The organism is Spiroplasma endosymbiont of Poecilobothrus nobilitatus (genome assembly GCF_964030655.1).
GTDB lineage: Bacteria > Bacillota_I > Bacilli_A > Mycoplasmatales > Mycoplasmataceae > Spiroplasma.
This window is the reverse complement of the sequence record NZ_OZ034915.1, coordinates 1,389,681-1,412,598: the sequence shown is the minus strand read 5'-3', so window position 1 is coordinate 1,412,598 and position 22,918 is coordinate 1,389,681. Positions and strand designations below refer to the sequence as shown.

The window sequence follows — 22,918 nt, the reverse complement described above, 5'->3', positions numbered from 1 at the left end:
TAATTTGCAAATAAAAACTTTAATTTTGTAGAAAACTCTTGATATTTATAAAATATACCTAAAATTAGGTATATTTTTAATATAAGAGGTGAATAATTAATGGAAAAAATAATTGAAGAATTAATAAATAGTTTAACAGATGATCAATTTTTAGAATTTCATGAAAAAGTCAAAAAAGAAGCAGAATTAATTAAAAAACAAAAACGCTTAAATGAAATTGATCAAAAATTTAGGGATAAAGGTATTAAATGTCCTAATTGTCAATCTTTTTATTGTGTTAAAAATGGTCATAATCCTGAAGGAAAACAAAAATATTTATGCAAAAAATGTCGTGCTAGTTTTGATGCTTTTCGTGATCATTTTACGTATTGAAGTCATTTAAATTATGAACAGTGAAATTTATTGATTCAAATTTCATTATTAGGCCAATCTAGTAAAATGATTTTCCACTTTATTAAAACATCACCGAAAACCGCTTGATATAATCGCCAAAAAATAATGAAATCAAAACAATTAGAAAACACCCAATTAAAATTTAAAACGTTAAATGGCCAAATTCAAATCGATGAAACATTTATTAAAGAAATCCACAAAGGTAATTTTAAAGATAAATTTGATAAAAGAAAAATTCATCTTGATTCATTTTCAACCAAGACTAAATGTTGTATTCAAATGGTTGTTGATAGCAATAATAATATTTATGTTAAATCAACCAACACAAAACGATTACAAAAACAGTGAATTATTGAAAATATTAATAAACAATTAATCAAAGAAAATTCAATTATTATTTCTGACATGCAACCATTATATTTATTAGTAGCAAAACAAACAAATTCTATTTTATTAGAAACTAAAACTAGCACAAATCCTGATGCTAGTTATCGGAAGTTAAATAAAATTAGTAAATTACAATCAAATCTTAAAGAATCCTTAATTCATTATCATGGCTTAGGTTTCACGAACATTCAAAATTATTTAAATCTCTGAAAATGAAAATACCAGCATAAAGGTTTAACGCCAAACCAAAAATCATCGGTATTATATTTTAACGTATAAAAAAGTTAAATAACAATATTAAAAGTTTATATAATTTTCTTTTAAAGTTATCATATTGATGATTTTTTTTATTTCATCAAGAGTTTTTACAAAATTAAAAAATAAAAATGATAATTGAACATCTAAAATAAAGTAGACATAAAAAATAGAAAATTATGTTAAAACTTTATTAATTTATTAAGGAGATGTTTTTTATATGAAAAAACAAAACAACAAAGAATTTAAACTAAATATTATTAATTTATACAAAAGTGGAAAACCTGTAAAATTACTTTCAAAGGAATATAATGTTTCATGACATACTATTTATTTATGAATTAAAACATATAATTCAAAAGGTGAAGAAAGTTTAGAATGAGGTTATGGAACACAAATAAAAAGCGGAACTAGAAAGCGTGGTGTTGCCAATAAACCATTAGAGTTAATGACAAAGAAAAAAATATATGAATATGCAAAACAATTTGAAGAATTATCAAAGTACTTATCCTTAAGCGTAAAAAATAAATATAAAAAAATTTATGAATTATCTAATATTTATACAATTGTATCTTTGTGTAAAATATTTAAAGTTTCCAGAGCTGGTTATCATAAATGATTATGTTTGGGAAAACCAAAATATAATAAATGAAATAATTTAATTGCTGATATTATTCAATCAACATATCATAATTTTAAAAGAATCTATGGTTATAATATGATTGCATTATGACTAAAAAAATTATATGATTTAGATCTTAAACCATGAGTAGTATATAGATATATGAAACAAATGAAATTAAAAGCTATAATTAGAAAAAAAAGATTCAATTATAAAAAACTTTCTGATCAATTAAGATATGAAAATATTCTAAATAGAAATTTTTCTACAACTGGAATTAACCAAAAAATTGGAACAGATATTACATATTTAACTACTAATAACAAAACTTATTATTTATCTATAGTAAAAGATTTTCATACTAATGAAATTTTAGATTACCAAATTAGTAAAACTCTAGATATGCCTTTTGTGTTAAAAAATATATTAATGCTTGAGTAAAAGCAGAGAAACCAAAAACATGAATTTTACAAACTGATCAAGGATTTCATTATACAAATTTTATATTTACAAATTTGTGTAAAAAATTAGGAATAATAATATCAATGTCACGAAGAGGATCTTCACCAGATAATGGTCATACTGAATCTTGATTTGGATTTGGAACTTTTAAAACTGAATTTTTTGAAACATTAAAACGTATTTTTAGAAACAAAGAATATATATATAAAATGATTCCACAATATATTAAATTTTATAATGAAATTAGACCACAAAGAAAATTAAAGTGATTAAGTCCTGTTGAATACAGAATAACTCAATCCTAAATAAATTTTATTTTTTATGTAAACTTTTCTTTACATATTCAAATTCAAGTTTCTTTTTTCTTTTTTTTAAAATTTTAGTTATTTTTTTTATGTTATTAGTACTTTGAAAAATAAAAAAGTATATTTTTAAAATATACTTTTTTATTAAATTTTGTATTCATTTGCATCAAGTAATTGAATTCTTTCAATTACAGCACCTAAATTTTTTTCATAAGTTTTAGCACCATCAATTACACACATTAATGGATCATTTGCAGCTTTTACTTTTAATTGGAAAATTGACTCAAAATATTTTACAATTCCACGAATTAAAGCGCCTCCTCCACAGATGGTAATACCATTTCTAATAACATCACCAGCTAATTCTGGTGGTGTTTGTTCTAATACTTCTACTAATAAGTCTGTAATTCTTGAAAAAGGGGCTAATAAAACGTTTTTAATTTCTTCAGGTTTAATTAATACTTCTCGTGGTAATCCCGTAATAATATCACGACCAAAGGCACGAACTGGTTTTTCATTAATTATTTTAACTAATGCACCAATTTCTTTTTTAATTTGTTCAGCAGTTCTAATTCCAACTAGCACATTGTATTCAGCACGAATATATTTTTGAATTTCTTGATCTAAGTGTTTTCCTGCAACTTTAACTGATTTTGAAATTACAATATCCCCAGCTGAAATAATTGCAATATCTGTTGTTCCTCCGCCAATATCAATTACTAAATTTCCTTGTGCTAGACCAATATTAATGCCAGCTCCTAATGCTGCTAGTTTAACTTCTTCTTCTACTAAAACGTGACTTGCTCCCATATCTTTTGCAATAGCTTTTAAAGCACCACGCTCTAGTTCGGTAACTCCACTTGGACATGCCAATATTACTAGTGAATTTTTTCAAATTCCTGATAATTTTAATCTACTAAAAATGTGTTTTAACAAGTCTTGAGCCGCTTCCATATCTGAGATAACTCCATCTACTAATGGTGTTACCATTCTGATATGATCATGCGTTTTTCCAACCATTTTGTATGCTTCATTTCCCAAGACAATTAATGAGTTACTTAAAGTGTCATATGCCATCATCGAAGGTTCGTTATAAACAATTCCCTGACCTGATACATAGGCTACCGTGTTAGCTGTGCCTAAGTCTAATGCTAAAAACGAGTAGTCTTTTCCAAATTTATAATTAGCCATATTTCTTTTTGCCTCCTACTCCTATATTTAAAATTTATGATTATTTTAATATAACAGTCTAGTATAATTATACTATAAAATCAGGATAAGTAAATGAAAAAGGTGTTTATCGGGGAGTAAAGATTAAAATGAGAGTATTTGTTATTGTTGAAGGTAAGACAGATTCAGCAAAGTTAAAAACTATTTTTCCTAATATTAAAACAATTGAAACTAGCGGTAGTGGGATTACAAAAGAAAAATTAGCATTGATCAAAAAAATTAGTTTAAACAATAAAATAATTATTTTTACTGATCCTGATTATCCTGGACAAAAATTACGTCAAATTATTAGTGATTATTTAGAAAATAACTGCCTTCATGCTTTTATAAGTAAGAATGATGCAACCAAGGGCAAAAAAGTTGGAATTGCTGAGGCATCTGAAATTGCAATTAAAAATAGTATTAATAATTTAATTAGTTTTTCAAACCAACCAGTTGATAATTTACTATGAAGTGATTATATTAATTTAGTTGATTCAAAATTAAAACGCGAAAAAATTATTAAGTACTATAACTTAATGCCAACTAATAATAAGACAACATTTAAATGAATAAATTATATGAATGTTAAAAAACAAGATTTAATTGATATTTTAAAGGAGAAATAATGAAGAAACAAAACCAAGAAATGCGTGCCGAAGGAATAATAGCTAAAAAGAGTAAGGGACAAAACTTTTTAACAAATCCTCATTTTATTAATTTAATTGTTGATAGTGCATTTGATTTACCAAACACAAATATTTTAGAAATTGGTCCAGGAATGGGTGCTTTGACGAGTTCTATTTTATTAAAAGCAAATAAACTTGTTTGTGTTGAAATTGATTCAACTTTAGTAGAATATTTAACATTAAAATTTAAAGATCAGGGTTTAACTATTATCCAGGCGGATATTTTAACCATTGATTTAGAAAAATTATTTTTAACAGAATTTTTAGATAATAATCCAATTAGTATTATTTCCAATATTCCTTATTATATTACTTCACCAATTATTTTTAAATTATTAAAAATAAAGAATCCAAAAGTAAAAGAAATTATTTTAATGATGCAAAAAGAGGTTGGTGAAAGAATTATGGCTCAGCCAAATTCAAAAAATTATAATAGTCTTTCTGTTGTTTGTCAATTTTATAGTGATATTGAAAAATTTTCCTTAGTTGGTCGTAATAATTTTGTTCCAGTACCAAAAGTTGATAGTATTGTTTTAAAATTTAAATTGAATAAAAAATATCTTTCATTAATAAATGATGAAGAATTTATTAGATTTATTCGAATGATGTTTGCAACAAAGCGAAAAACAATTTTAAATAACTTAGCAATTATCATTAATAATAAAATTTTAGCAGAAGATATTTTGTTAAGATTAAACTATGCATTAAATTTACGTTCTGAAAATTTAAGTTTAAATGATTTTTATCTTTTATATAATGAAATTAAACAAACTAAGGGAGAACTATAAAAATGAAAATTAGATCATATGGTAAGTTTAATTTAACTTTAGAGGTTTTTCGCAAACATAAATTTAAAAAAATGCACCATATTAAAAGTATTATTTTTCCTTATAAGGAAGAATATGATTTTGTTGAGTTATTGCCTTATCAAGGTAAACAAACAATTTTTACTTGTAATAAAAAAGAACTAGATTCAAATAATAATACTATTTTGGAAGCGTATCATAAATTTATTGTTATGTTCCCTAAGTTTAAATCAACTCCAGTTCATATTAATTTAATTAAAAATACAACTATTGGTTCTGGTCTTGGTTATTCTGGTAGTAATGCTGTTGCAATGATTAAACTTATCTGTCATTTTTTTAATATTAATTATTATTATTGGAAAATTAAAAAGTTAATTCAAAGTCTTAGTTCCGATGCTTTATTTTTTTATTTAGAAAAACCAGCAATAGTCTCTGGTTATGGTCATAAAATTAAGTATTTAACAATGCATCAAATTAATAAATATCAAATCCCAAATCTTAAAATTATTGATTCAAAAATATCATCAATTACAAAAGAGGTTTATCAAGAATTTGACCATAATTATCAATACTATAAAACAAAAAAAATAATTAATAATCTTTATTTTAATATGTTACAACAGCCCGCTTTTAAAATTAATCCAAAGTTAAAAAAATTTTATCTTACATTAAAGAAAGAATATTCAAATGTAATGCTTTCTGGTGGTGGTGGCGCTTTTTTGGTTTGATAATTTAGTTTTAAAGTATATTTTAAAATTAAATTAGGATATAATTGAACATAAATGAGGAGATTGTAAAATGAAAAAAGTATTGTTAATTGATGGAAATTCTTTGCTTTTTAGAGCATTTTATGCCACAGCTTATAATGGCGAGATGTTAAAAAGTTTGGATGGAACACCAACAAATGCTGTTTATGCATTTGCCAATATGTTGAATAAAATATTAAAAACAAATAACTACTATAGTGTTGTTGTTGCTTTTGATAAAGGAAAAAAGAATTTTCGTCATGATTTATTAGTTGACTACAAAGATGGTCGGAATAAAACGCCAAATGAATTAATTGTACAATTTCCAATTGTAAAAGAATTTTTAGATAGTTATCAAATTCCATATTTAGAGCAAGAAGGATATGAAGCTGATGATTTATTAGGATGTTTAGCAATGCTGGCTGAAAAAGAAGATTTTTATGTTGATATTTTTTCAAGTGATAAAGATTTATATCAACTAATTACTAATAAAACAAATATTTTAGTGCCACGTCAAGGTAACAGTGCTGATGTTATAGATGAAGCAGCTTTAATAGCAAAATGGGGAATTACACCATTACAAGTTCCTGATTTAAAAGGGCTAATGGGTGATCCTTCCGATAATTTAAAGGGTGTTCTAAAAGTTGGTGAAAAAACAGCAATAAAATTAATTAAGGAATATCATTCAATTGAAAATTTATATGATAATATTGAGCAGATTAAGGGTGCGTTACAACAAAATTTATTAAATCATAAAGAAAGTGCATTATTGTGCAAAAAAATAGCTACTATTTTTTTTGATATTAATTTAGAACATTTTACTTTTACTCAGTTTTCACCAAATCAAGAAACATTAATGCAATTTTATTTAAAATATAATATGAATTCATTTGTAACAAAATTGTTTAATAATCAAGATAATGGTACCCAAAACTCAAATATAAAATTAAAAATTATTGAAGAATGACGTTCCGAATTTAATGAAAATAACACTACTGTTTATTTAAAATTATTAGATGAAAATTATCATACTTCGGAAATTATTGGGTTTGGAATTGTTAATTCGAAAGGTGTTTTTTATTTTGATTATATTCATGCAAAGCATGATAAACTATGACATCAATTTTTAAATGATAATAAATATCAAAAGTTAACTTATCATGCAAAGAGTTTAATTATTGCTTTAGCTCGTGATAATATTTTTGTTCAAAATATTGAATATGATATGATGCTGGCTGGTTATGTTTATAATTCAAATTCAAAAAATAGTTTAGATACTTATATTAATTTATTTGAGAAAAAACAAATTTTGACTGATGAATTATTTTATGGCAAAGGGGTTAAAAAACAAATTCCTGCTGATGTAATTAAATTAAGTCACTTTATTAGTGAAAAAGCAGCGTACATTCATAAATTAAGACCAAAAATTATTGAGTTATTAAAAGCTAATCAACAATATGATTTATATTATAAGATTGAGTTACCAACCGCTTTTGCATTAGCACGAATGGAAATTAATGGTGTTAAGGTTGACCAACATGAATTAACAACACAAACCTTACGAATTGAAAAAATTGTGCAAGAATTAAATAACGAAATTAATGATATTGCGCAAAAAGAAATTAATCCTAATTCACCAAAACAAATTTCAGAATTATTATTTCAAGTTCTTTCATTACCTGATCGGAAAAAAGGGTCAACAGCACAAGAAACATTAGAAGAAATAAAAAATAACCATGTGATTATTCCAAAGATATTAGATTATCGAAAGTATAAAAAATTATATTCAACTTATTTAAAAGGGATGGAAAAATATATTTTTGCTGATGGGAAAGTTCATACAATTTATAAACAAACCTTAACAAATACTGGCCGGCTTTCATCTGTGGAACCTAATATGCAAAATATTAGTATTCGTGATGATATTCAAAAAGAGGCGCGAAAAATTTTTGTTGTTTCATCACCAAATAATGTTTTATTATCTTGTGATTATTCACAAATTGAATTACGAATTTTAGCACATATGTCAAAAGACCAAGATTTAATTGCTGCTTTTAATAATAATGAAGATATTCATACTAATACTGCAATGAAAATTTTTAATTTATCAAAAAATGAAATTACACCAAATATTCGTCGTAGTGCGAAAGCTGTTAATTTTGGTATTATTTATGGAATTAGTGATTTTGGTTTAGCAACTGATTTAAATATTTCTGTTGTAAAAGCAAAAGCAATAATTAATAATTATTATCAGCAATTTCCAACAATTAAGGCTTTTATTGATCAACAAGTTGAGTTTTGTAAACAAAATGGTTATGTTACAACAATTTTTAATCGGAAACGTTATGTCCCAGAAATTAATGACCGTAATTATATGCAACGTGAATTTGGAAAACGGATTGCAATGAATATGCCAATTCAAGGTAGCGCAGCGGATATTATTAAAATTGCTTTAAAAAATATTGACCAAGAATTTTTAAAATTAGATTTAAAAGCAAAAATTATTGCACAAATTCATGATGAATTAATTTTTGAAATTCCGCAAGTTGAATTAATTCAAGTGCAAAAAATTGTTAAAACATTGATGGAAGATTCTACTAAATTAGATGTAAAGTTAATAGTTGATATGAAAACTGGTTTAAGTTGATATGATTTAAAATAAGATTAAATCATATCATTTTTTATAATTTTAATTACTTATTAGCATCTTGATTTTTATTAGATATAAAAATAAAATTAAATTATTAATTAAGAAAGAAGGAACAATATGCCAGAATTACCAGAAGTTGAAACGGTCCGTCGTATTTTAACAAAACATGTTGTTGGAAAAACAATTACTGATTGTCAAATTTTTTGAAATAAAATAATAAAATATTTTCTTGATTCAAAGGAATTTATAAAAGAAATTGTTAAACAAAAAATTAATCGAATTGATCGAATGGGGAAACATTTACTATTTATATTGGATGATTATGTTTTAATTAGTCATTTACGTATGGAAGGCAAATATTATTTTACATTAAAAGATGAACCTGGTGAATGACAACATATTATGGTTTTATTTGAACTTGATCATCAATTTCAATTACGTTATCATGATACAAGAAAATTTGGGACAATGCATTTATATAGTAAAAATGATTATTTACAACAAGCACCATTGAATAAGTTGGGATATGAACCATTTGATGAAAAAATTACAGTTTCATATTTAAAAAATGCTTGGCAAAATAAATCACAGCCTATTAAAACAACATTATTGGAACAAAATGTTATTGTTGGAATTGGGAATATTTATGCCAATGAAATTTTATTTGCCTCTAAAATTAATCCTGGTGAAAGAACAAAAAATTTAGTTGATCAAGATTATCAAAATATTATTGACAATACAAAATTAGTTTTACAAAAAGCCATTGATGAAGGAGGAACAACCATCGCAACTTATCATCCTGAACCAGGGATGGATGGTAAATTTTTACAAAAATTAAAAGTACATGGGCGTAATAAAATGGAATGTGTTAATTGTTACAAATTAATTGATAAAATTTTTGTTAATGGACGAGGAACTTATTTTTGTAATTATTGCCAAAAATTAAAATAAAAAGGCATTCCTTGATTAGAAATGCCCTTTAAAAAAACTATTTACTAACGGTTACCTATCTTTGGGTATTACCTTTTAGGAGACCCATCCATCAGGTAATGATAAGCTCTGTTTGTTTACTATATGTTGCCATATAGTACTTTATTTATAACACGGGATTTTTAAAAAAGAGGATAAGAATTCTAAAAATTATATTTTTTTTCTTTTTTTTGGTAAATTAGGTAAATATTAATAAATTACTTTGTTTTATTTTAATTTTGTAGAAAACTCTTGATGAAATAAAAAAAATCATCAATATGATAACTTTAAAAGAAAATTATATAAACTTTTAATATTGTTATTTAACTTTTTTATACGTTAAAATATAATACCGATGATTGTTGGTTTGGTGTTAAACCTTTATGCTGGTATTTTCATTTTCAGAGATTTAAATAATTTTGAATGTTCGTGAAACCTAAGCCATGATAATGAATTAAGGATTCTTTAAGATTTGATTGTAATTTACTAATTTTATTTAACTTCCGATAACTAGCATCAGGATTTGTACTAGTTTTAGTTGCTAATAAAATAGAATTTGTTTGTTTTGCTACTAATAAATATAATGGTTGCATGTCAGAAATAATAATTGAATTTTCTTTGATTAATTGTTTATTAATATTTTCAATAATTCACTGTTTTTGTAATCGTTTTGTGTTGGTTGATTTAACATAAATATTATTATTGCTATCAACAGCCATTTGAACACAACATTTAGTGTTGGTTGAAAATGAATCAAGATGAATTTTTCTTTTATCAAATTTATCTTTAAAATTACCTTTGTGGATTTCTTTAATAAATGTTTCATCGATTTGAATTTAGCCATTTAACGTTTTAAATTTTAATTGGGTGTTTTCTAATTGTTTTGATTTCATTATTTTTTGGCGATTATATCAAGCGGTTTTCGGTGATGTTTTAATAAAGCGGGAAATCATTTTACTAGATTGGTTTAATAATGAAATTTGAATCAATAAATTTAACTGTTCATAATTTAAATGACTTCAATACGTAAAATGATCACGAAAAGCATCAAAACTAGCACGACATTTTTTGCATAAATATTTTTGTTTTCCTTCAGGATTATGACCATTTTTAACACAATAAAAAGATTGACAATTAGGACATTTAATACCTTTATCCCTAAATTTTTGATCAATTTCATTTAAGCGTTTTTGTTTTTTAATTAATTCTGCTTCTTTTTTGACTTTTTCATGAAATTCTAAAAATTGATCATCTGTTAAACTATTTATTAATTCTTCAATTATTTTTTCCATTAATTATTAACCTCTTATATTAAGAATATACCTAATTTTAGGTATATTTTATAAATATCAAGAGTTTTCTACAAAATTAAAGTTGTTTTATATCATTTTTTAAAATAAAAAGTTTATAATATTAACGTAATATTTTATATTAGAAGGGAAAAAAATTATGGTACAAAAATATCATGCCAGATTAGTTAATGCTAGTGAAATAATTAAAAAAGCACATCAAAATAAATATGCTGTTGGTCATTTTAATATTAACAACCTAGAGTGAACAAAAGCTTTATTAGAAACTGCGCAAGCAACAAAAACACCAATTATTTTAGGAGCTTCAGAGGGAGCAATTAAATATATGGGAGGTTATAATTTAGTTGTTGCGATGGTTAATGCGTTATTATACTCATTAGACATTACGGTTCCAGTAGCATTACATTTAGATCATGGTCAATCAGTAGAAAGTTGTAAAATGGCAATTGATGCTGGTTTTTCCTCAGTGATGTGTGATGGTAGCCACCACCCATTTTCTGAAAATCTAAAAAATACAAAAGAAGTAGTAGCATATGCAAAAACAAATGGTGTATCAGTTGAAGCTGAAATTGGTACAATTGGTGGAGAAGAAGATGGTGTAGTTGGTGCTGGTGAAATTGGTGATCCAAAAGAAGCTGCGGAAATGGTAGCAACAGGAATTGATTTTCTTGCTGCAGGAATTGGAAATATTCATGGTCCTTATCCAACTGGATGGCCAGGTTTAAATTTTCAAGCTTTAGAAGATATTCAAGCTGCTGCAAAAATTGGAATGGTTTTACATGGTGGTAGTGGAATTCCACAAGAACAAGTCAAAAAAGCAATTTCATTAGGAATTAGTAAAATAAATGTTAATACTGAATTACAAATTGCATTTGCTGCTGCAACAAGAAAATATATTGAAGATGGAAAAGACAAATCAGAAAATGCGAAAGGGTTTGACCCACGAAAATTATTAAAACCTGGATATGAAGCAATTAAAGCAACATTTGATGAATTAACATCATGGTTTGGATGCAAAGGTAAAGCATAAAAAACATTTCAAGAATGAAATGTTTTTTTCTTTAACTTTATGTTTAAATAATTTTAATAAACAATTTCAACAAAAAGTCTATTAGAAAAAGGAGTTTTATTAGTTATGATTCAAAAATTTAGTAATGTTTATCAATTTTCAACAATAACAAGTTTATCTGCTGGTAATTTTGACGGTATGATTAAGCTTGGGGCGTTATTAAAGCAAGGTAATTTTGGATTAGGAACTTTTGACAATTTAGATGGTGAATTAATTGTGGGCGTCCTGTACGATGAACCGGCAAAAAAACAATTCTTGTGAGATTGTTTTTTTATTTTTCTATTAAAAAAATAAATTTATTTGCATTATTCATCGGATAGTATCTTTAAATTTAGAACTTTTATCATAAAAACAGATGTTATTCTGTTTTCCCTACACAAAATAAATGATATTTTTATAAATTTCCTTTCAATAAAGGTATTATCCGATGAATAATGCAACGCTTAAAACTTAATATTTTGATGCTTAAAGATGGATAACTCATCTATGGCACGAAGCCTTAAAAAAAGTGTGAAAGCGAATGGATTTATTCCTATTTATTTCTTTAATTCTCGGCAAGATTAATCACTTGCGAAATGTTAGAGCGCGTGTTTTTTGACTTGTTTTCATAAAAAGAGTGCTGTTAAACTGAAAAAACAATATCGGACACTAAAAAAACAAGAGGGTTGGAGCTCCAAAAGGTTATTTTATTTATATAAAGTTGTCTAGGGGTGGATGAAATGTAATTAATAACTGGGTAAACTTTTTTTGTTTTTTTCCGTAGGGGGATAAACTCTGTCTAAATATCCTACCCCCAAAAGTGAAGCGGGCGGCGAAGTAAATAAATACTAAAATACAAAATACATTATTTACTAAATATCAAAATATTAACCAATAAAAAAATATTATTTTTTTACAGAAAGGAAAATATTTGATGAAAAAATGAAATAAAAAAATTTAAATTAAATTACAAGAATTAATGATACGAGCTTATCCAGTTTCAGTAGATGAAATAACTGATGAATATTGAGCATTAGGCAAAACTAATTAATGAAAGGATTATTATAATGACAGAATATAAAAGTTTGTATATTAATAAAACTTGAAATGAAATAACAACTTCATTTGATTGAATTAATTGTAACCTTGTTAATTGTCGTATTTCTCATCATAAAAATCATTATGATTTGCAATGTTTAGAATGAGCAAAAATGTACTTAAATTTATTTAAAAACAAATGAGATGTAATTGCTTCTTATATGCAGCATTACAAAATTAACGATATTTTATATTTGGCTTCCGATGGATGAAAAATATTACAAATTGACAAAAAAATAAACCAAATAAATTAAAATATATTATTGCAATTGACCCTGCTGGAGGTGAGCAAACTGGTATTATTATTTATAATGTTTTGCAACAGAAAATAATTAATAATATTACTTTTCATTCTAAAAACGAAGAAGAAGCAATAAATAATATCTATTTAATATTAAACAACTTTCAAAAGCAAACTTGTTCTTATTTAAATAAAGTTCTTGTAATAATTGAAGATTATCAACTTAATAAGGGATTAAAAATAACAAACCCACTATCTACACCTAAATTTATCGGTGATTTAAAAGTTTTATGCAAATACCTATTTAATTTAAAATATGTTTTACAATCACCAGTTGCTAAGAAAAATTATAGCTATAAAGGAAATATTAAAATGACAGAGCATGAACACGATGCATGAAAACATTTACAATATTTTTTTTAATTTTGTAGAAAACTCTTGATGAAATAAAAAAAATCATCAATATGATAACTTTAAAAGAAAATTATATAAACTTTTAATATTGTTATTTAACTTTTTTATACGTTAAAATATAATACCGATGATTGTTGGTTTGGCGTTAAACCTTTATGCTGGTATTTTCATTTTCAGAGATTTAAATAATTTTGAATGTTCGTGAAACCTAAGCCATGATAATGAATTAAGGGTTCTTTAAGATTTGATTGTAATTTACTAATTTTATTTAACTTCCGATAACTAGGATAGCATTACAAAAGTTGAGATTTTACAAAAAAATATAAATAAAAACAACTAAACAAATTAAATAAATTTACTAAAAACCTAATATTAAGCATTTTTTTTGCATTACTTAATTAATAAGTAAATTTAATTTTGTTTGTTATACTTACAAACCTCAACTTTTTTTTACTATCATAACTAGCATCAGGATTTGTACTAGTTTTAGTTGCTAATAAAATAGAATTTGTTTGTTTTGCTACTAATAAATATAATGGTTGCATGTCAGAAATAATAATTGAATTTTCTTTGATTAATTGTTTATTAATATTTTCAATAATTCACTGTTTTTGTAATCGTTTTGTGTTGGTTGATTTAACATAAATATTATTATTGCTATCAACAGCCATTTGAATACAACATTTAGTGTTGGTTGAAAATGAATCAAGATGAATTTTTCTTTTATCAAATTTATCTTTAAAATTACCTTTGTGGATTTCTTTAATAAATGTTTCATCGATTTGAATTTGGCCATTTAACGTTTTAAATTTTAATTGGGTGTTTTCTAATTGTTTTGATTTCATTATTTTTTGACGATTATATCAAGCGGTTTTCGGTGATGTTTTAATAAAGTGGGAAATCATTTTACTAGATTGGCCTAATAATGAAATTTGAATCAATAAATTTCACTGTTCATAATTTAAATGACTTCAATACGTAAAATGATCACGAAAAGCATCAAAACTAGCGCGACATTTTTTGCATAAATATTTTTGTTTTCCTTCACGATTATGACCATTTTTAACACAATAAAAAGATTGATAATTAGGACATTTAATACCTTTATCCCTAAATTTTTGATCAATTTCATTTAAGCGTTTTTGTTTTTTAATTAATTCTGCTTCTTTTTTGACTTTTTCATGAAATTCTAAAAATTAATCATCTGTTAAAATATTTATTAATTCTTCAATTATTTTTTTGGAATGGCAACACTTTTTAGGGCACTTTTTATATAGACATTTGTTTTCTAAAAGTAACTGGAGATAAATAATTTAAACTGCCATGAATTCGAATATTGTTATATCAATGCACAAAATAAAAAAGTTCGTATTTTAATTGTGTTAAATTTTTAAATTTTTTACCCTTAATAAATTCAGTTTTAAAAGTTTTGTAAGTTGTTTCAGCCACAGCATTATCATAAGGGCAGCCTTTATTGCTTAATGATCTTTTAATATTAAAAGTTATTAAAATTTCATCAATGATTTTATTTTTAAACTCATTACCACGATCAGTATGAAATAGAGTTATTTGATTTAATGGTCGTGTTATTTTATGAAAAGCTTGTTGGACCAGTTCGGCTGTTTTATTCGGCCCAGCACTATAACCAATTATTTCACGATTAAACAAGTCAATTAATAAACAAATATAATGTCATTTAGCGCCAACTTGAACATATGTTAAATCACTAACAATAACTTCATTAGGTTTTTTGTTGTTAAATTGACGATTTAAAATATTATTAATTTGGTCATTATTGACTGTTGTTTTATGATTATGATATTTTAATTTGGTGTATTTAGAAACCAAATTATTTTTGATCATAAAGAATCTGATTTTTCGCCGCGATAAGATGATATCTTTTCTGTTTAAAATAACTTTAATTTTGCGAGCCCCATAAATTTTGCGACTTTTATTAAAGGCACTGATAATTTCTTGTTCATAATTATTAACTTGCTTGTTAATACATTTATTAGTTTGATAATAATACGTTGATTTTAGTAAACCTAAAATCTTACATATTTTTCTTACTGAATATTTTGTTTTGTTGTTATTAATTATTGTTATTTTTTGGCCATTATCAGTGCGGCTTGCTTTAAAATGTCATTTTCCATTTTCAGGTCTTTAAGTTCTTTTCGTAAAGTTATTATTTTATTTTCTTCTAGTGTGCGATTGTCTTTTGCTTTAAATGAACCAGAATTATTATAATTTTTAACTCAACTATAAATAGTTGGTTTTGATAAATTATATTCTTGCCCTAGATTAATAACACTTTTACCATTTTTATATAGCATGACAATTTGTTTTTTAAATTCTTCAGAGTATTAAGTTTTATTTCCCATTTTTATATTCCTTCTTTCTTAATAATTTTATCTAATTTTGAAGTCTATATAATTATGGTCCTAATAATTGTAGCTTATCCAGACATTATATTTGTTTATTAATTGACTTGTTTAATCGTGAAATAATTGGTTATAGTGCTGGGCCGAATAAAACAACCGAACTGGTCCAACAAGCTTTTCATAAAATAACACGACCATTAAATCAAATAACTATATTTCATAATGATCGTGGTAATGAGTTTAAAAATAAAATCATTGATGAAATTTTAATAACTTTTAATATTAAAAGATCATTAAGCAATAAAGGCTGCCCTTATGATAATGCTGTGGCTGAAACAACTTACAAAACTTTTAAAACTGAATTTATTAAGGGTAAAAAATTTAAAAATTTAACACAATTAAAATACCAACTTTTTGATTTTGTGCATTGATATAACAATATTCGAATTCATGGCAGTTTAAATTATTTATCTCCAGTTACTTTTAGAAAACAAATGTCTATATAAAAAGTGTCCTAAAAAGTGTTGCCATTCCATCATTATTCATAAAATAACTTAATTTATATTGATTTAAGTATTCTAATATTCTATTAATATCATAAATGTTTTCACCATCAATTAATTTTCAATAAACATTATTATTTTCATCTTTTCATTTTATCGCGAATGGTGTTTCATTATTGGCTCATATAGCGGAATTAATAGGTTGATTTTTAAAATCATCAATAGTTAATATATTGATTTATTCACCTTTATATTTTTGTAATATTTTTAAACTATCTTGTAATTGGGCAATAGTACTTTCCGTATTATCAAATATTCTTGAATAACTACCATAATCACTAGGTTTAGCATTATTGGGTTTTCAACCTGTTTCAGTATCAGGAATATATGAACTATAAACATTAAAAGGAAATACCATCCAATGTCGATTATCTCGTATATTTTCTCTGATATCTATTAAAGTATCGTGGGCTTGTCTTCTTAATTCTTCCATAACACCTGGGTTAATTCTACTCATTTGTTAATTCTCCTTAATTTCTGTTCTACCTTGTAAAGCATTTTGATTATTACCATTTTCATCATATTCCATTAATTTATTATTATGTTATATTTCTTTGGCTTGCATTTTATCTTGTCATTCTTCTACTTTTTCAAAATATTTGGTTGCTTCTAATTCATCAATATTATCATATTCAGTTATTGCTCTTATTGGTTCCATTGTGCCATTATCTAATCTAGCAGTAATTAATTCATTTTGTCGCATTTGGTCAACTAAACTAGCACTAATAAAATCAAATCCATAAGGGCGTTCGCCATTTCCATCTCATAAATCATAATATTTTAAAACTGTATCAAACATCTTAGTATAATATTGTTTACGATATGCTTGTAAATATGCTTGTTTTTCTAAATCTTTTGTTTTAGTTAATAATGATTGTGTTTTATTTTGGTCACTATCTGATTTATCACCAAATGGACTAGAAAAATGACATGCTAAATATACTTGTTCAATAATTGATTTTTGGTCTTCAGTATATGTTTCTAATGTTGGTGTACCTTGTACTACTTGTAAAGATTGCGATAATTGACCATCTAATGCTGATTGACCTGATTTAATAAAAATATCATCAAAAGCATCTTGCAATACTTTTTTATTGCCTTTGTTATAAAAGGTCATTAAATCATCATCTAATATCCCATATCAATGCGTACGATTTACTAATCTTTCTTTTGATTTAATATTAAAACTATCTTCTAAATCAAATTGTAATTTATAACAATTATCCATAGTTGGTCATGGGTTTAATGTAGTTGAAGTAGATAAAAATAAAGGATTAGGTTCATTAATCATTTTCCAAAAAGGGACTATGCCTAATTTGTTTTTAAATTCTTGTACTAAAACAGATTTAACATCATCTTTAATTTGTGTTTTACTTTGTCCAACAACTACCTCATTATTTTTAGGTCAACCTTTAATAACAATTTTATCTTTTGTACAAATTAAATTTAAAATAAAACCACTATCTGATTGATGATAATTTAATCAAATATCAGCACCTTGTTCAATTTCATTTATTTTGCTTACGCGTGATGTAAAGTTAAAAGGGTTAATTCATAAATCAATATTACCATCACTAGTTTCTAATAAACCAAAAATAGTTTTGCCCATTAAACTTGCGGTTAATTCATTTTTATCTAATTTTTCTTTTATTTTATAAGTTTCTTTTAATTTTGTAGAAAACTCTTGATGAAATAAAAAAAATCATCAATATGATAACTTTAAAAGAAAATTATATAAACTTTTAATATTGTTATTTAACTTTTTTATACGTTAAAATATAATACCGATGATTATTGGTTTGGCGTTAAACCTTTATGCTGGTATTTTCATTTTCAGAGATTTAAATAATTTTGAATGTTCGTGAAACCTAAGCCATGATAATGAATTAAGGGTTCTTTAAGATTTGATTGTAATTTACTAATTTTATTTAACTTCCGATAACTAGCATCAGGATTTGTGCTAGTTTTAGTTGCTAATAAAATAGAATTTGTTTGTTTTGCTACTAATAAATATAATGGTTGCATGTCAGAAATAATAATTTAATTTTCTTTGATTAATTGTTTATTAATATTTTCAATAATTCACTGTTTTTGTAATCGTTTTGTGTTGGTTGATTTAACATAAATATTATTATTGCTATCAACAGCCATTTGAATACAACATTTAGTGTTGGTTGAAAATGAATCAAGATGAATTTTTCTTTTATCAAATTTATCTTTAAAATTACCTTTTTTGATTTCTTTAATAAATGTTTCATCGATTTGAATTTGGCCATTTAACGTTTTAAATTTTAATTGGGTGTTTTCTAATTGTTTTGATTTCATTATTTTTTGGCGATTATATCAAGCGGTTTTCGGTTATGTTTTAATAAAGTGGGAAATCATTTTACTAGATTGGCCTAATAATGAAATTTGAATCAATAAATTTCACTGTTCATATTTTAAATGACTTCAATACGTAAAATGATCACGAAAAGCATCAAAACTAGCACGACATTTTTTGCATAAATATTTTTGTTTTCCTTCAGGATTATGACCATTTTTAACACAATAAAAAGATTGACAATTAGGACATTTAATACCTTTATCCCTAAATTTTTGATCAATTTCATTTAAGCGTTTTTGTTTTTTAATTAATTCTGCTTCTTTTTTGACTTTTTCATGAAATTCTAAAAATTGATCATCTGTTAAACTATTTATTAATTCTTCAATTATTTTTTCCATTAATTATTCACCTCTTATATTAAGAATATACCTAATTTTAGGTATATTTTATAAATATCAAGAGTTTTCTACAAAATTAAAGATATTTTTTTAAAATTGGTTATTTTTCTTATATAATTAACTTAATTATTTTTGGAATAGGTGGATAATATGTGAAATCTTGCAAAAGAGGCTACGCGAGGGTTTACAAAAAAAATAACTCAATTTATTGGGTTAATTTTGTTTATTATTGGTGCAGTTTTAACCTTTACAGCTCTTTTTTTAACTGTTTTTCAAGTTAAAAATGGCTTAAATAATATTAAGAAAAATAGTCTTCCTTATCAATATGAAATTCGAGTAGACAGTTTAAATATTGATAATAATGTGTGAAAAAGAAATCCTGCTTGAAAAATAAATGAAAATAATCGTACTTTTTTAGCTCAGTTTTATGATGAGCCAAAAATTGATGCTGAGCATTTAACATTTAATAATATCCGCGCTGATGTTTTGGGGTTAAATTGTGATTTAACTAATTCTGAAATTTGTAAATGAACAAAAGAACCATCATACTTAAATCCGGAAACGGGGACAGCTTCTTTTACTGCCTTGGTTAAAAACTTTAATAAGAATCTTACTGCCGCTTTTTTAAGTTATATTATTCATAATCCAGGTGAAAGTCGTTTAAATGATTTAATTAATGGTGACAAAGCTGGCTTAGAACTTAGTTTTAATGTTGGTTATCAATTTACTGCAAATAATTTAGCAAAAGATACGCAATATTTTAATGCTACTGCTGTTAACAAAAATAAAGATTTATTATATAACGGTGATGGTTGACAAGGCAATAATATTTTTTATACTCCGTTTAATCGTCTTTTTGAAGTAACAAAATGGGAACATATTAGTTATTTAACAGAAAATAACATTATTTTAAATAAACAATATGCTGATTATAATCATTTAAAACTTGGTGGGCACTTTAATTTAGGAAATAGCCAAAATTTACAATTTAATATTATTGGGTATGGGGCAAAGTATAGTAATATTTATCCCGATTTAGTAAGTTTATCAACTCTTGCTACTGGTCATAAAATTATTTATTTAAAAAATGGTTCAGTATTATTTATGAATAATATTAATTTTAATGCTATTAAACAGAATTTTTCAAATGGAACTGAAAAAATTACTGGTTTTATTAATGTTAATGGTAATTTAACTGAACCACAAAAAATAACTTTATTACGAAAAGTTTTAAGCAATTATTTTGTAGCTCCCGATAATGCAATTGTCGCTTTTGAAGCATCATTACCGGGACAAGTTGTGATGTTAACAAATACTGGTTTTATTATTAATACTTCAATTGCTGTTTCTTGTTCAATTATTATTTTATTTATTATTTCTTTTTTCATTAAAAAAGATATCACTAATTCAAAACGGCAAATTGGAGTCTTAAAATCATTGGGATATCATCGCTTTGAATTATCATTTATTTTTACTTTTAACATTATTTTTACAACTTTAATTGGTTGTTTATTAGGATGAGTTTTAAGTATTCCTCTCCAAATGTATTTCACTGGTTCAAATTTATATTCAATAGGATTACCATTATCATCATTTTATTTTAATCCACTAATTTTTGTTTCAGCAACAATTTTTATTCCACTTATTTTTATTGGGATGTCTTTCTTAATCTCATTTATTCTTTTAAGCCGAACAGCCTTAGATTTAATTTATGATTTAAAAGGTTCTAATTTAAGTTTTCGTCCTAAAAAAGTAAAAAAAGGTCGTAAATATGCTCATTTTGGATTAACATTTAATGTTCATTTATCATTTACCTTTGCGCTAAAATCTTTAGGAAAATGAATTATGGTATTAGTTGTTTTAGCTTTTTCATCCTTTTTGTTAATTTTTCAGTTGGATGCAGGAGTAATGGCACAAGGAATTGTTAAAGATTCTTTCCGTTATTTTAAGAATGATATTAAATCATATTTAATTGCTAGTTATGATCAACAAGATATTGCACAAGAAGCCAGCAATAGTAAACCTTATCAGTGAATTACTGCTGATAAGCGCATGAATTATTACCATGAGGCAAAAATTCTTGATGATAATAAAACATTTAACTTTCCAAATCCATTAATGTGCTTTACAAGTCTATCTGTTTCAGATTCAAAAAATATGAAAAAAAATTGTGGTGATTTATTAAATATTATTGGTGATCCAAGTGGTACAAGTCTTGTTAGAAGTAAGATTAATTATGATGAAGAAACAAAAACATATCCATATATAAGTGCAACAACAGTTGAGGCAGTTGCTAATTATAAAGTTAAGGATAATGAGTCTGGAGAATGAATTAATGGATGAGATAATTTAGTAAAAATTATTAATCTTATGAAACCATTTTTAATTGAAAAAGGAATAAATGAAGCTGATATTCAAACAATTATTAGCGGAATTAATTTGGTTAATAGCTTAAGTACAACAAATAATGGTCAATACCCAGATATTTATTTAGGACCATATATGGTTTATGATAAAAATTATGATTTCCCATATGTTTTCTTATTATCAGGTTGAAGTCCAGATGATACTAAAAATTCAAAAAATCCAGTTTCACAATTAAATGTTGTTGGGTTAACAAGTGATGAAACAGAGCTTAATCAATTATTGAATTATCGTTCTAAGACAACACCAAGTGATATTGCCCAAAAAGAAGTCTTTGGTTACAAAATTAGTTCAGACCCTACTGCGAATGACCCAAATGTTCCAATTAATGAACCAATACCAGTTCTTTTGGCAAAGCGGGTTTATCAACCGATGAATTTAGTTTCGGGGGATATTTTTAAATTAAATGTTCGAATTACAAATGCTATTGGGTATGTTCCAGTTACTTTTAAAGTGATTGGTTCAAATGATGATGATATTAGTTCAGGGAATATTTATATGAATCAAGATTCATTAGTTACGGTTATGAACCAATGGGTTAATTTAACTAAAAAAGGAGAACAATTTTTACCAAATTCTTATTATAATGTTGTTGCATCACGAGCTAGTCCATTGGGAGTAACCTTGCAGCCTTATCGTATTATTTCGTCGTTTTCATTAACTGATAATTATGATTTTACAATGTTTGATAATAATAAAAAACCGGATCTTAAAAATGCGTTGGACTTAAGAACAAATTTAAAATTATTAAATGGCCTTAACAAAATATGACCATTTGATACTTTACGAGAAAATTATTCACAAGGAATGCGAACTGTCCGGGATGTTCTTAATGTTTTAGAAGGATTAACAATTGTCATTGTTGCTTTAATTTTATCAGTTTTAATTGCTATGGTTCTTGATGAAAATCGCCGTACAATCTTAACTTTAAAAGTACTTGGGTATCCAACATGAAAAATTATTGCAATTGTCTTATGATTTTATTTATTTGCAATTGTCTTAGGTTATGTTTTAAGTTATGTTATTGTCAAATTATTATGGAATGTAATTGCTCATATTGTTTTTAAAAGTACCGGAATGTTATTAATTCCTTCCTTTTCATCTTATGTTGTTTCAATAGCAACATTAGCAATTGGCTTTATTTTAATTTCAGTAATTGGAGTAGGAATTTGAAAAATTAAAAAGAATAAATTAATAAATATTACGATGGAATAAAAAATGT

General features: G+C 25.1%; 23 protein-coding genes and 2 pseudogenes. 14 read left to right on the top strand and 11 right to left on the bottom strand.

Annotated elements, in window-relative coordinates:
* The first annotated feature begins 99 nt into the window (after positions 1-99).
* From AAHM76_RS08095 to AAHM76_RS08085, 3 genes are all read left to right on the top strand, one after another.
* Complete coding sequence (locus AAHM76_RS08095; protein ID WP_342256110.1) at positions 100-1,059, top strand: IS1/IS1595 family N-terminal zinc-binding domain-containing protein; 960 nt, start codon at positions 100-102, stop codon at positions 1,057-1,059.
* A gap of 196 nt (positions 1,060-1,255) precedes the next feature.
* A complete protein-coding gene (locus AAHM76_RS08090; RefSeq protein WP_342256109.1) occupies positions 1,256-2,098 on the top strand; it encodes a helix-turn-helix domain-containing protein in 843 nt (280 codons plus the stop codon).
* Positions 2,099-2,202: 104 nt separating this feature from the next.
* Complete coding sequence (locus tag AAHM76_RS08085) at positions 2,203-2,424, top strand: IS3 family transposase (RefSeq protein ID WP_342256108.1); 222 nt, start codon at positions 2,203-2,205, stop codon at positions 2,422-2,424.
* A gap of 144 nt (positions 2,425-2,568) precedes the next feature.
* Here AAHM76_RS08085 and AAHM76_RS08080 read toward each other — a convergent pair whose 3' ends face one another.
* Positions 2,569-3,615, bottom strand: coding sequence for a rod shape-determining protein (locus tag AAHM76_RS08080; RefSeq protein ID WP_342256107.1), 1,047 nt, complete (start codon positions 3,613-3,615; stop codon positions 2,569-2,571).
* A gap of 128 nt (positions 3,616-3,743) precedes the next feature.
* Here AAHM76_RS08080 and rnmV point away from each other — a divergent pair, with 128 nt between their 5' ends.
* The 5 genes from rnmV to mutM all read left to right on the top strand — a co-directional run bounded on the left by rnmV (position 3,744) and on the right by mutM (position 9,475).
* Positions 3,744-4,262, top strand: a complete 519-nt coding sequence (gene rnmV, locus AAHM76_RS08075; protein ID WP_342256106.1) for a ribonuclease M5 — start codon at positions 3,744-3,746, stop codon at positions 4,260-4,262.
* Complete coding sequence (gene rsmA / locus AAHM76_RS08070; RefSeq protein ID WP_342256105.1) at positions 4,262-5,110, top strand: 16S rRNA (adenine(1518)-N(6)/adenine(1519)-N(6))-dimethyltransferase RsmA; 849 nt, start codon at positions 4,262-4,264, stop codon at positions 5,108-5,110. The genes rnmV and rsmA overlap by 1 nt, the downstream gene beginning before the upstream one ends.
* 2 nt (positions 5,111-5,112) lie before the next feature.
* Entirely contained in the window at positions 5,113-5,859 is a 747-nt protein-coding gene (locus AAHM76_RS08065; protein ID WP_342256104.1) for a 4-diphosphocytidyl-2C-methyl-D-erythritol kinase, read from the top strand.
* Between the two features lie 67 nt (positions 5,860-5,926).
* Positions 5,927-8,536: a DNA polymerase I gene (gene polA / locus AAHM76_RS08060; protein WP_342256103.1), complete on the top strand. Its 2,610-nt coding sequence runs from the start codon at positions 5,927-5,929 to the stop codon at positions 8,534-8,536.
* A gap of 105 nt (positions 8,537-8,641) precedes the next feature.
* Positions 8,642-9,475: a DNA-formamidopyrimidine glycosylase gene (gene mutM / locus AAHM76_RS08055; RefSeq protein ID WP_342256102.1), complete on the top strand. Its 834-nt coding sequence runs from the start codon at positions 8,642-8,644 to the stop codon at positions 9,473-9,475.
* A gap of 350 nt (positions 9,476-9,825) precedes the next feature.
* Here mutM and AAHM76_RS08050 read toward each other — a convergent pair whose 3' ends face one another.
* Positions 9,826-10,323 carry a transposase gene (locus tag AAHM76_RS08050; RefSeq protein WP_425289495.1) on the bottom strand — a complete coding sequence of 166 codons (498 nt, stop codon included), beginning with the start codon at positions 10,321-10,323 and terminating at the stop codon, positions 9,826-9,828.
* Between the two features lie 6 nt (positions 10,324-10,329).
* Positions 10,330-10,785, bottom strand: a complete 456-nt coding sequence (locus tag AAHM76_RS08045; RefSeq protein WP_342256100.1) for an IS1/IS1595 family N-terminal zinc-binding domain-containing protein — start codon at positions 10,783-10,785, stop codon at positions 10,330-10,332.
* 157 nt (positions 10,786-10,942) lie between these two features.
* Here AAHM76_RS08045 and fba point away from each other — a divergent pair, with 157 nt between their 5' ends.
* From fba to AAHM76_RS08025, 4 genes are all read left to right on the top strand, one after another.
* Positions 10,943-11,833 (top strand): class II fructose-1,6-bisphosphate aldolase, encoded by an 891-nt coding sequence (fba, locus tag AAHM76_RS08040; RefSeq protein WP_342256099.1) that lies wholly within the window; start codon positions 10,943-10,945, stop codon positions 11,831-11,833.
* Between the two features lie 105 nt (positions 11,834-11,938).
* Complete coding sequence (locus tag AAHM76_RS08035) at positions 11,939-12,166, top strand: acetolactate decarboxylase (protein ID WP_342256098.1); 228 nt, start codon at positions 11,939-11,941, stop codon at positions 12,164-12,166.
* A gap of 752 nt (positions 12,167-12,918) precedes the next feature.
* Positions 12,919-13,203 carry a hypothetical protein gene (locus tag AAHM76_RS08030; protein WP_342255935.1) on the top strand — a complete coding sequence of 95 codons (285 nt, stop codon included), beginning with the start codon at positions 12,919-12,921 and terminating at the stop codon, positions 13,201-13,203.
* Positions 13,158-13,613: a hypothetical protein gene (locus AAHM76_RS08025; protein ID WP_342256097.1), complete on the top strand. Its 456-nt coding sequence runs from the start codon at positions 13,158-13,160 to the stop codon at positions 13,611-13,613. Before AAHM76_RS08030 ends, AAHM76_RS08025 begins: the two co-directional genes overlap by 46 nt.
* A gap of 389 nt (positions 13,614-14,002) precedes the next feature.
* On the opposite strand, the gene AAHM76_RS08020 is transcribed toward AAHM76_RS08025, so the two are convergent.
* The 3 genes and pseudogenes from AAHM76_RS08020 to AAHM76_RS08015 all read right to left on the bottom strand — a co-directional run bounded on the left by AAHM76_RS08020 (position 14,003) and on the right by AAHM76_RS08015 (position 15,937).
* On the bottom strand, positions 14,003-14,545 hold the full coding sequence (locus AAHM76_RS08020; RefSeq protein WP_342256096.1) for a hypothetical protein: 543 nt from the start codon (positions 14,543-14,545) through the stop codon (positions 14,003-14,005).
* A gap of 102 nt (positions 14,546-14,647) precedes the next feature.
* Positions 14,648-14,704: pseudogene (locus AAHM76_RS08775) on the bottom strand (hypothetical protein); the annotation flags it as partial.
* 169 nt (positions 14,705-14,873) lie between these two features.
* Positions 14,874-15,937, bottom strand: a protein-coding gene (locus AAHM76_RS08015) for an IS3 family transposase (protein ID WP_342256095.1) whose coding sequence is annotated in 2 segments (ribosomal slippage) — positions 14,874-15,742 and positions 15,742-15,937 — 1,065 coding nt in all. Because the reading frame shifts where the segments join, the coding sequence is not laid out codon by codon here.
* A gap of 131 nt (positions 15,938-16,068) precedes the next feature.
* On the opposite strand from AAHM76_RS08015, the pseudogene AAHM76_RS08010 reads away from it, so the two are divergent.
* A pseudogene (locus tag AAHM76_RS08010) lies at positions 16,069-16,491 on the top strand (IS3 family transposase); the annotation flags it as partial.
* 235 nt (positions 16,492-16,726) lie between these two features.
* Here AAHM76_RS08010 and AAHM76_RS08005 read toward each other — a convergent pair.
* The 5 genes from AAHM76_RS08005 to AAHM76_RS07985 all read right to left on the bottom strand — a co-directional run bounded on the left by AAHM76_RS08005 (position 16,727) and on the right by AAHM76_RS07985 (position 19,272).
* Entirely contained in the window at positions 16,727-17,005 is a 279-nt protein-coding gene (locus AAHM76_RS08005; protein ID WP_342256094.1) for a hypothetical protein, read from the bottom strand.
* Between the two features lie 87 nt (positions 17,006-17,092).
* The gene (locus tag AAHM76_RS08000; protein ID WP_342256093.1) at positions 17,093-18,157 is read right to left on the bottom strand and encodes a hypothetical protein; all 1,065 of its coding nucleotides are present in this window, start codon (positions 18,155-18,157) and stop codon (positions 17,093-17,095) included.
* Between the two features lie 182 nt (positions 18,158-18,339).
* On the bottom strand, positions 18,340-18,573 hold the full coding sequence (locus AAHM76_RS07995; RefSeq protein ID WP_342256092.1) for a hypothetical protein: 234 nt from the start codon (positions 18,571-18,573) through the stop codon (positions 18,340-18,342).
* A gap of 15 nt (positions 18,574-18,588) precedes the next feature.
* Positions 18,589-18,873, bottom strand: coding sequence for a hypothetical protein (locus tag AAHM76_RS07990; RefSeq protein WP_342256091.1), 285 nt, complete (start codon positions 18,871-18,873; stop codon positions 18,589-18,591).
* Between the two features lie 33 nt (positions 18,874-18,906).
* Positions 18,907-19,272: an IS1/IS1595 family N-terminal zinc-binding domain-containing protein gene (locus AAHM76_RS07985; RefSeq protein WP_342256090.1), complete on the bottom strand. Its 366-nt coding sequence runs from the start codon at positions 19,270-19,272 to the stop codon at positions 18,907-18,909.
* 150 nt (positions 19,273-19,422) lie between these two features.
* On the opposite strand from AAHM76_RS07985, the gene AAHM76_RS07980 reads away from it, so the two are divergent.
* On the top strand, positions 19,423-22,911 hold the full coding sequence (locus tag AAHM76_RS07980) for an ABC transporter permease (RefSeq protein WP_342256089.1): 3,489 nt from the start codon (positions 19,423-19,425) through the stop codon (positions 22,909-22,911).
* Positions 22,912-22,918 lie beyond the last annotated feature (7 nt).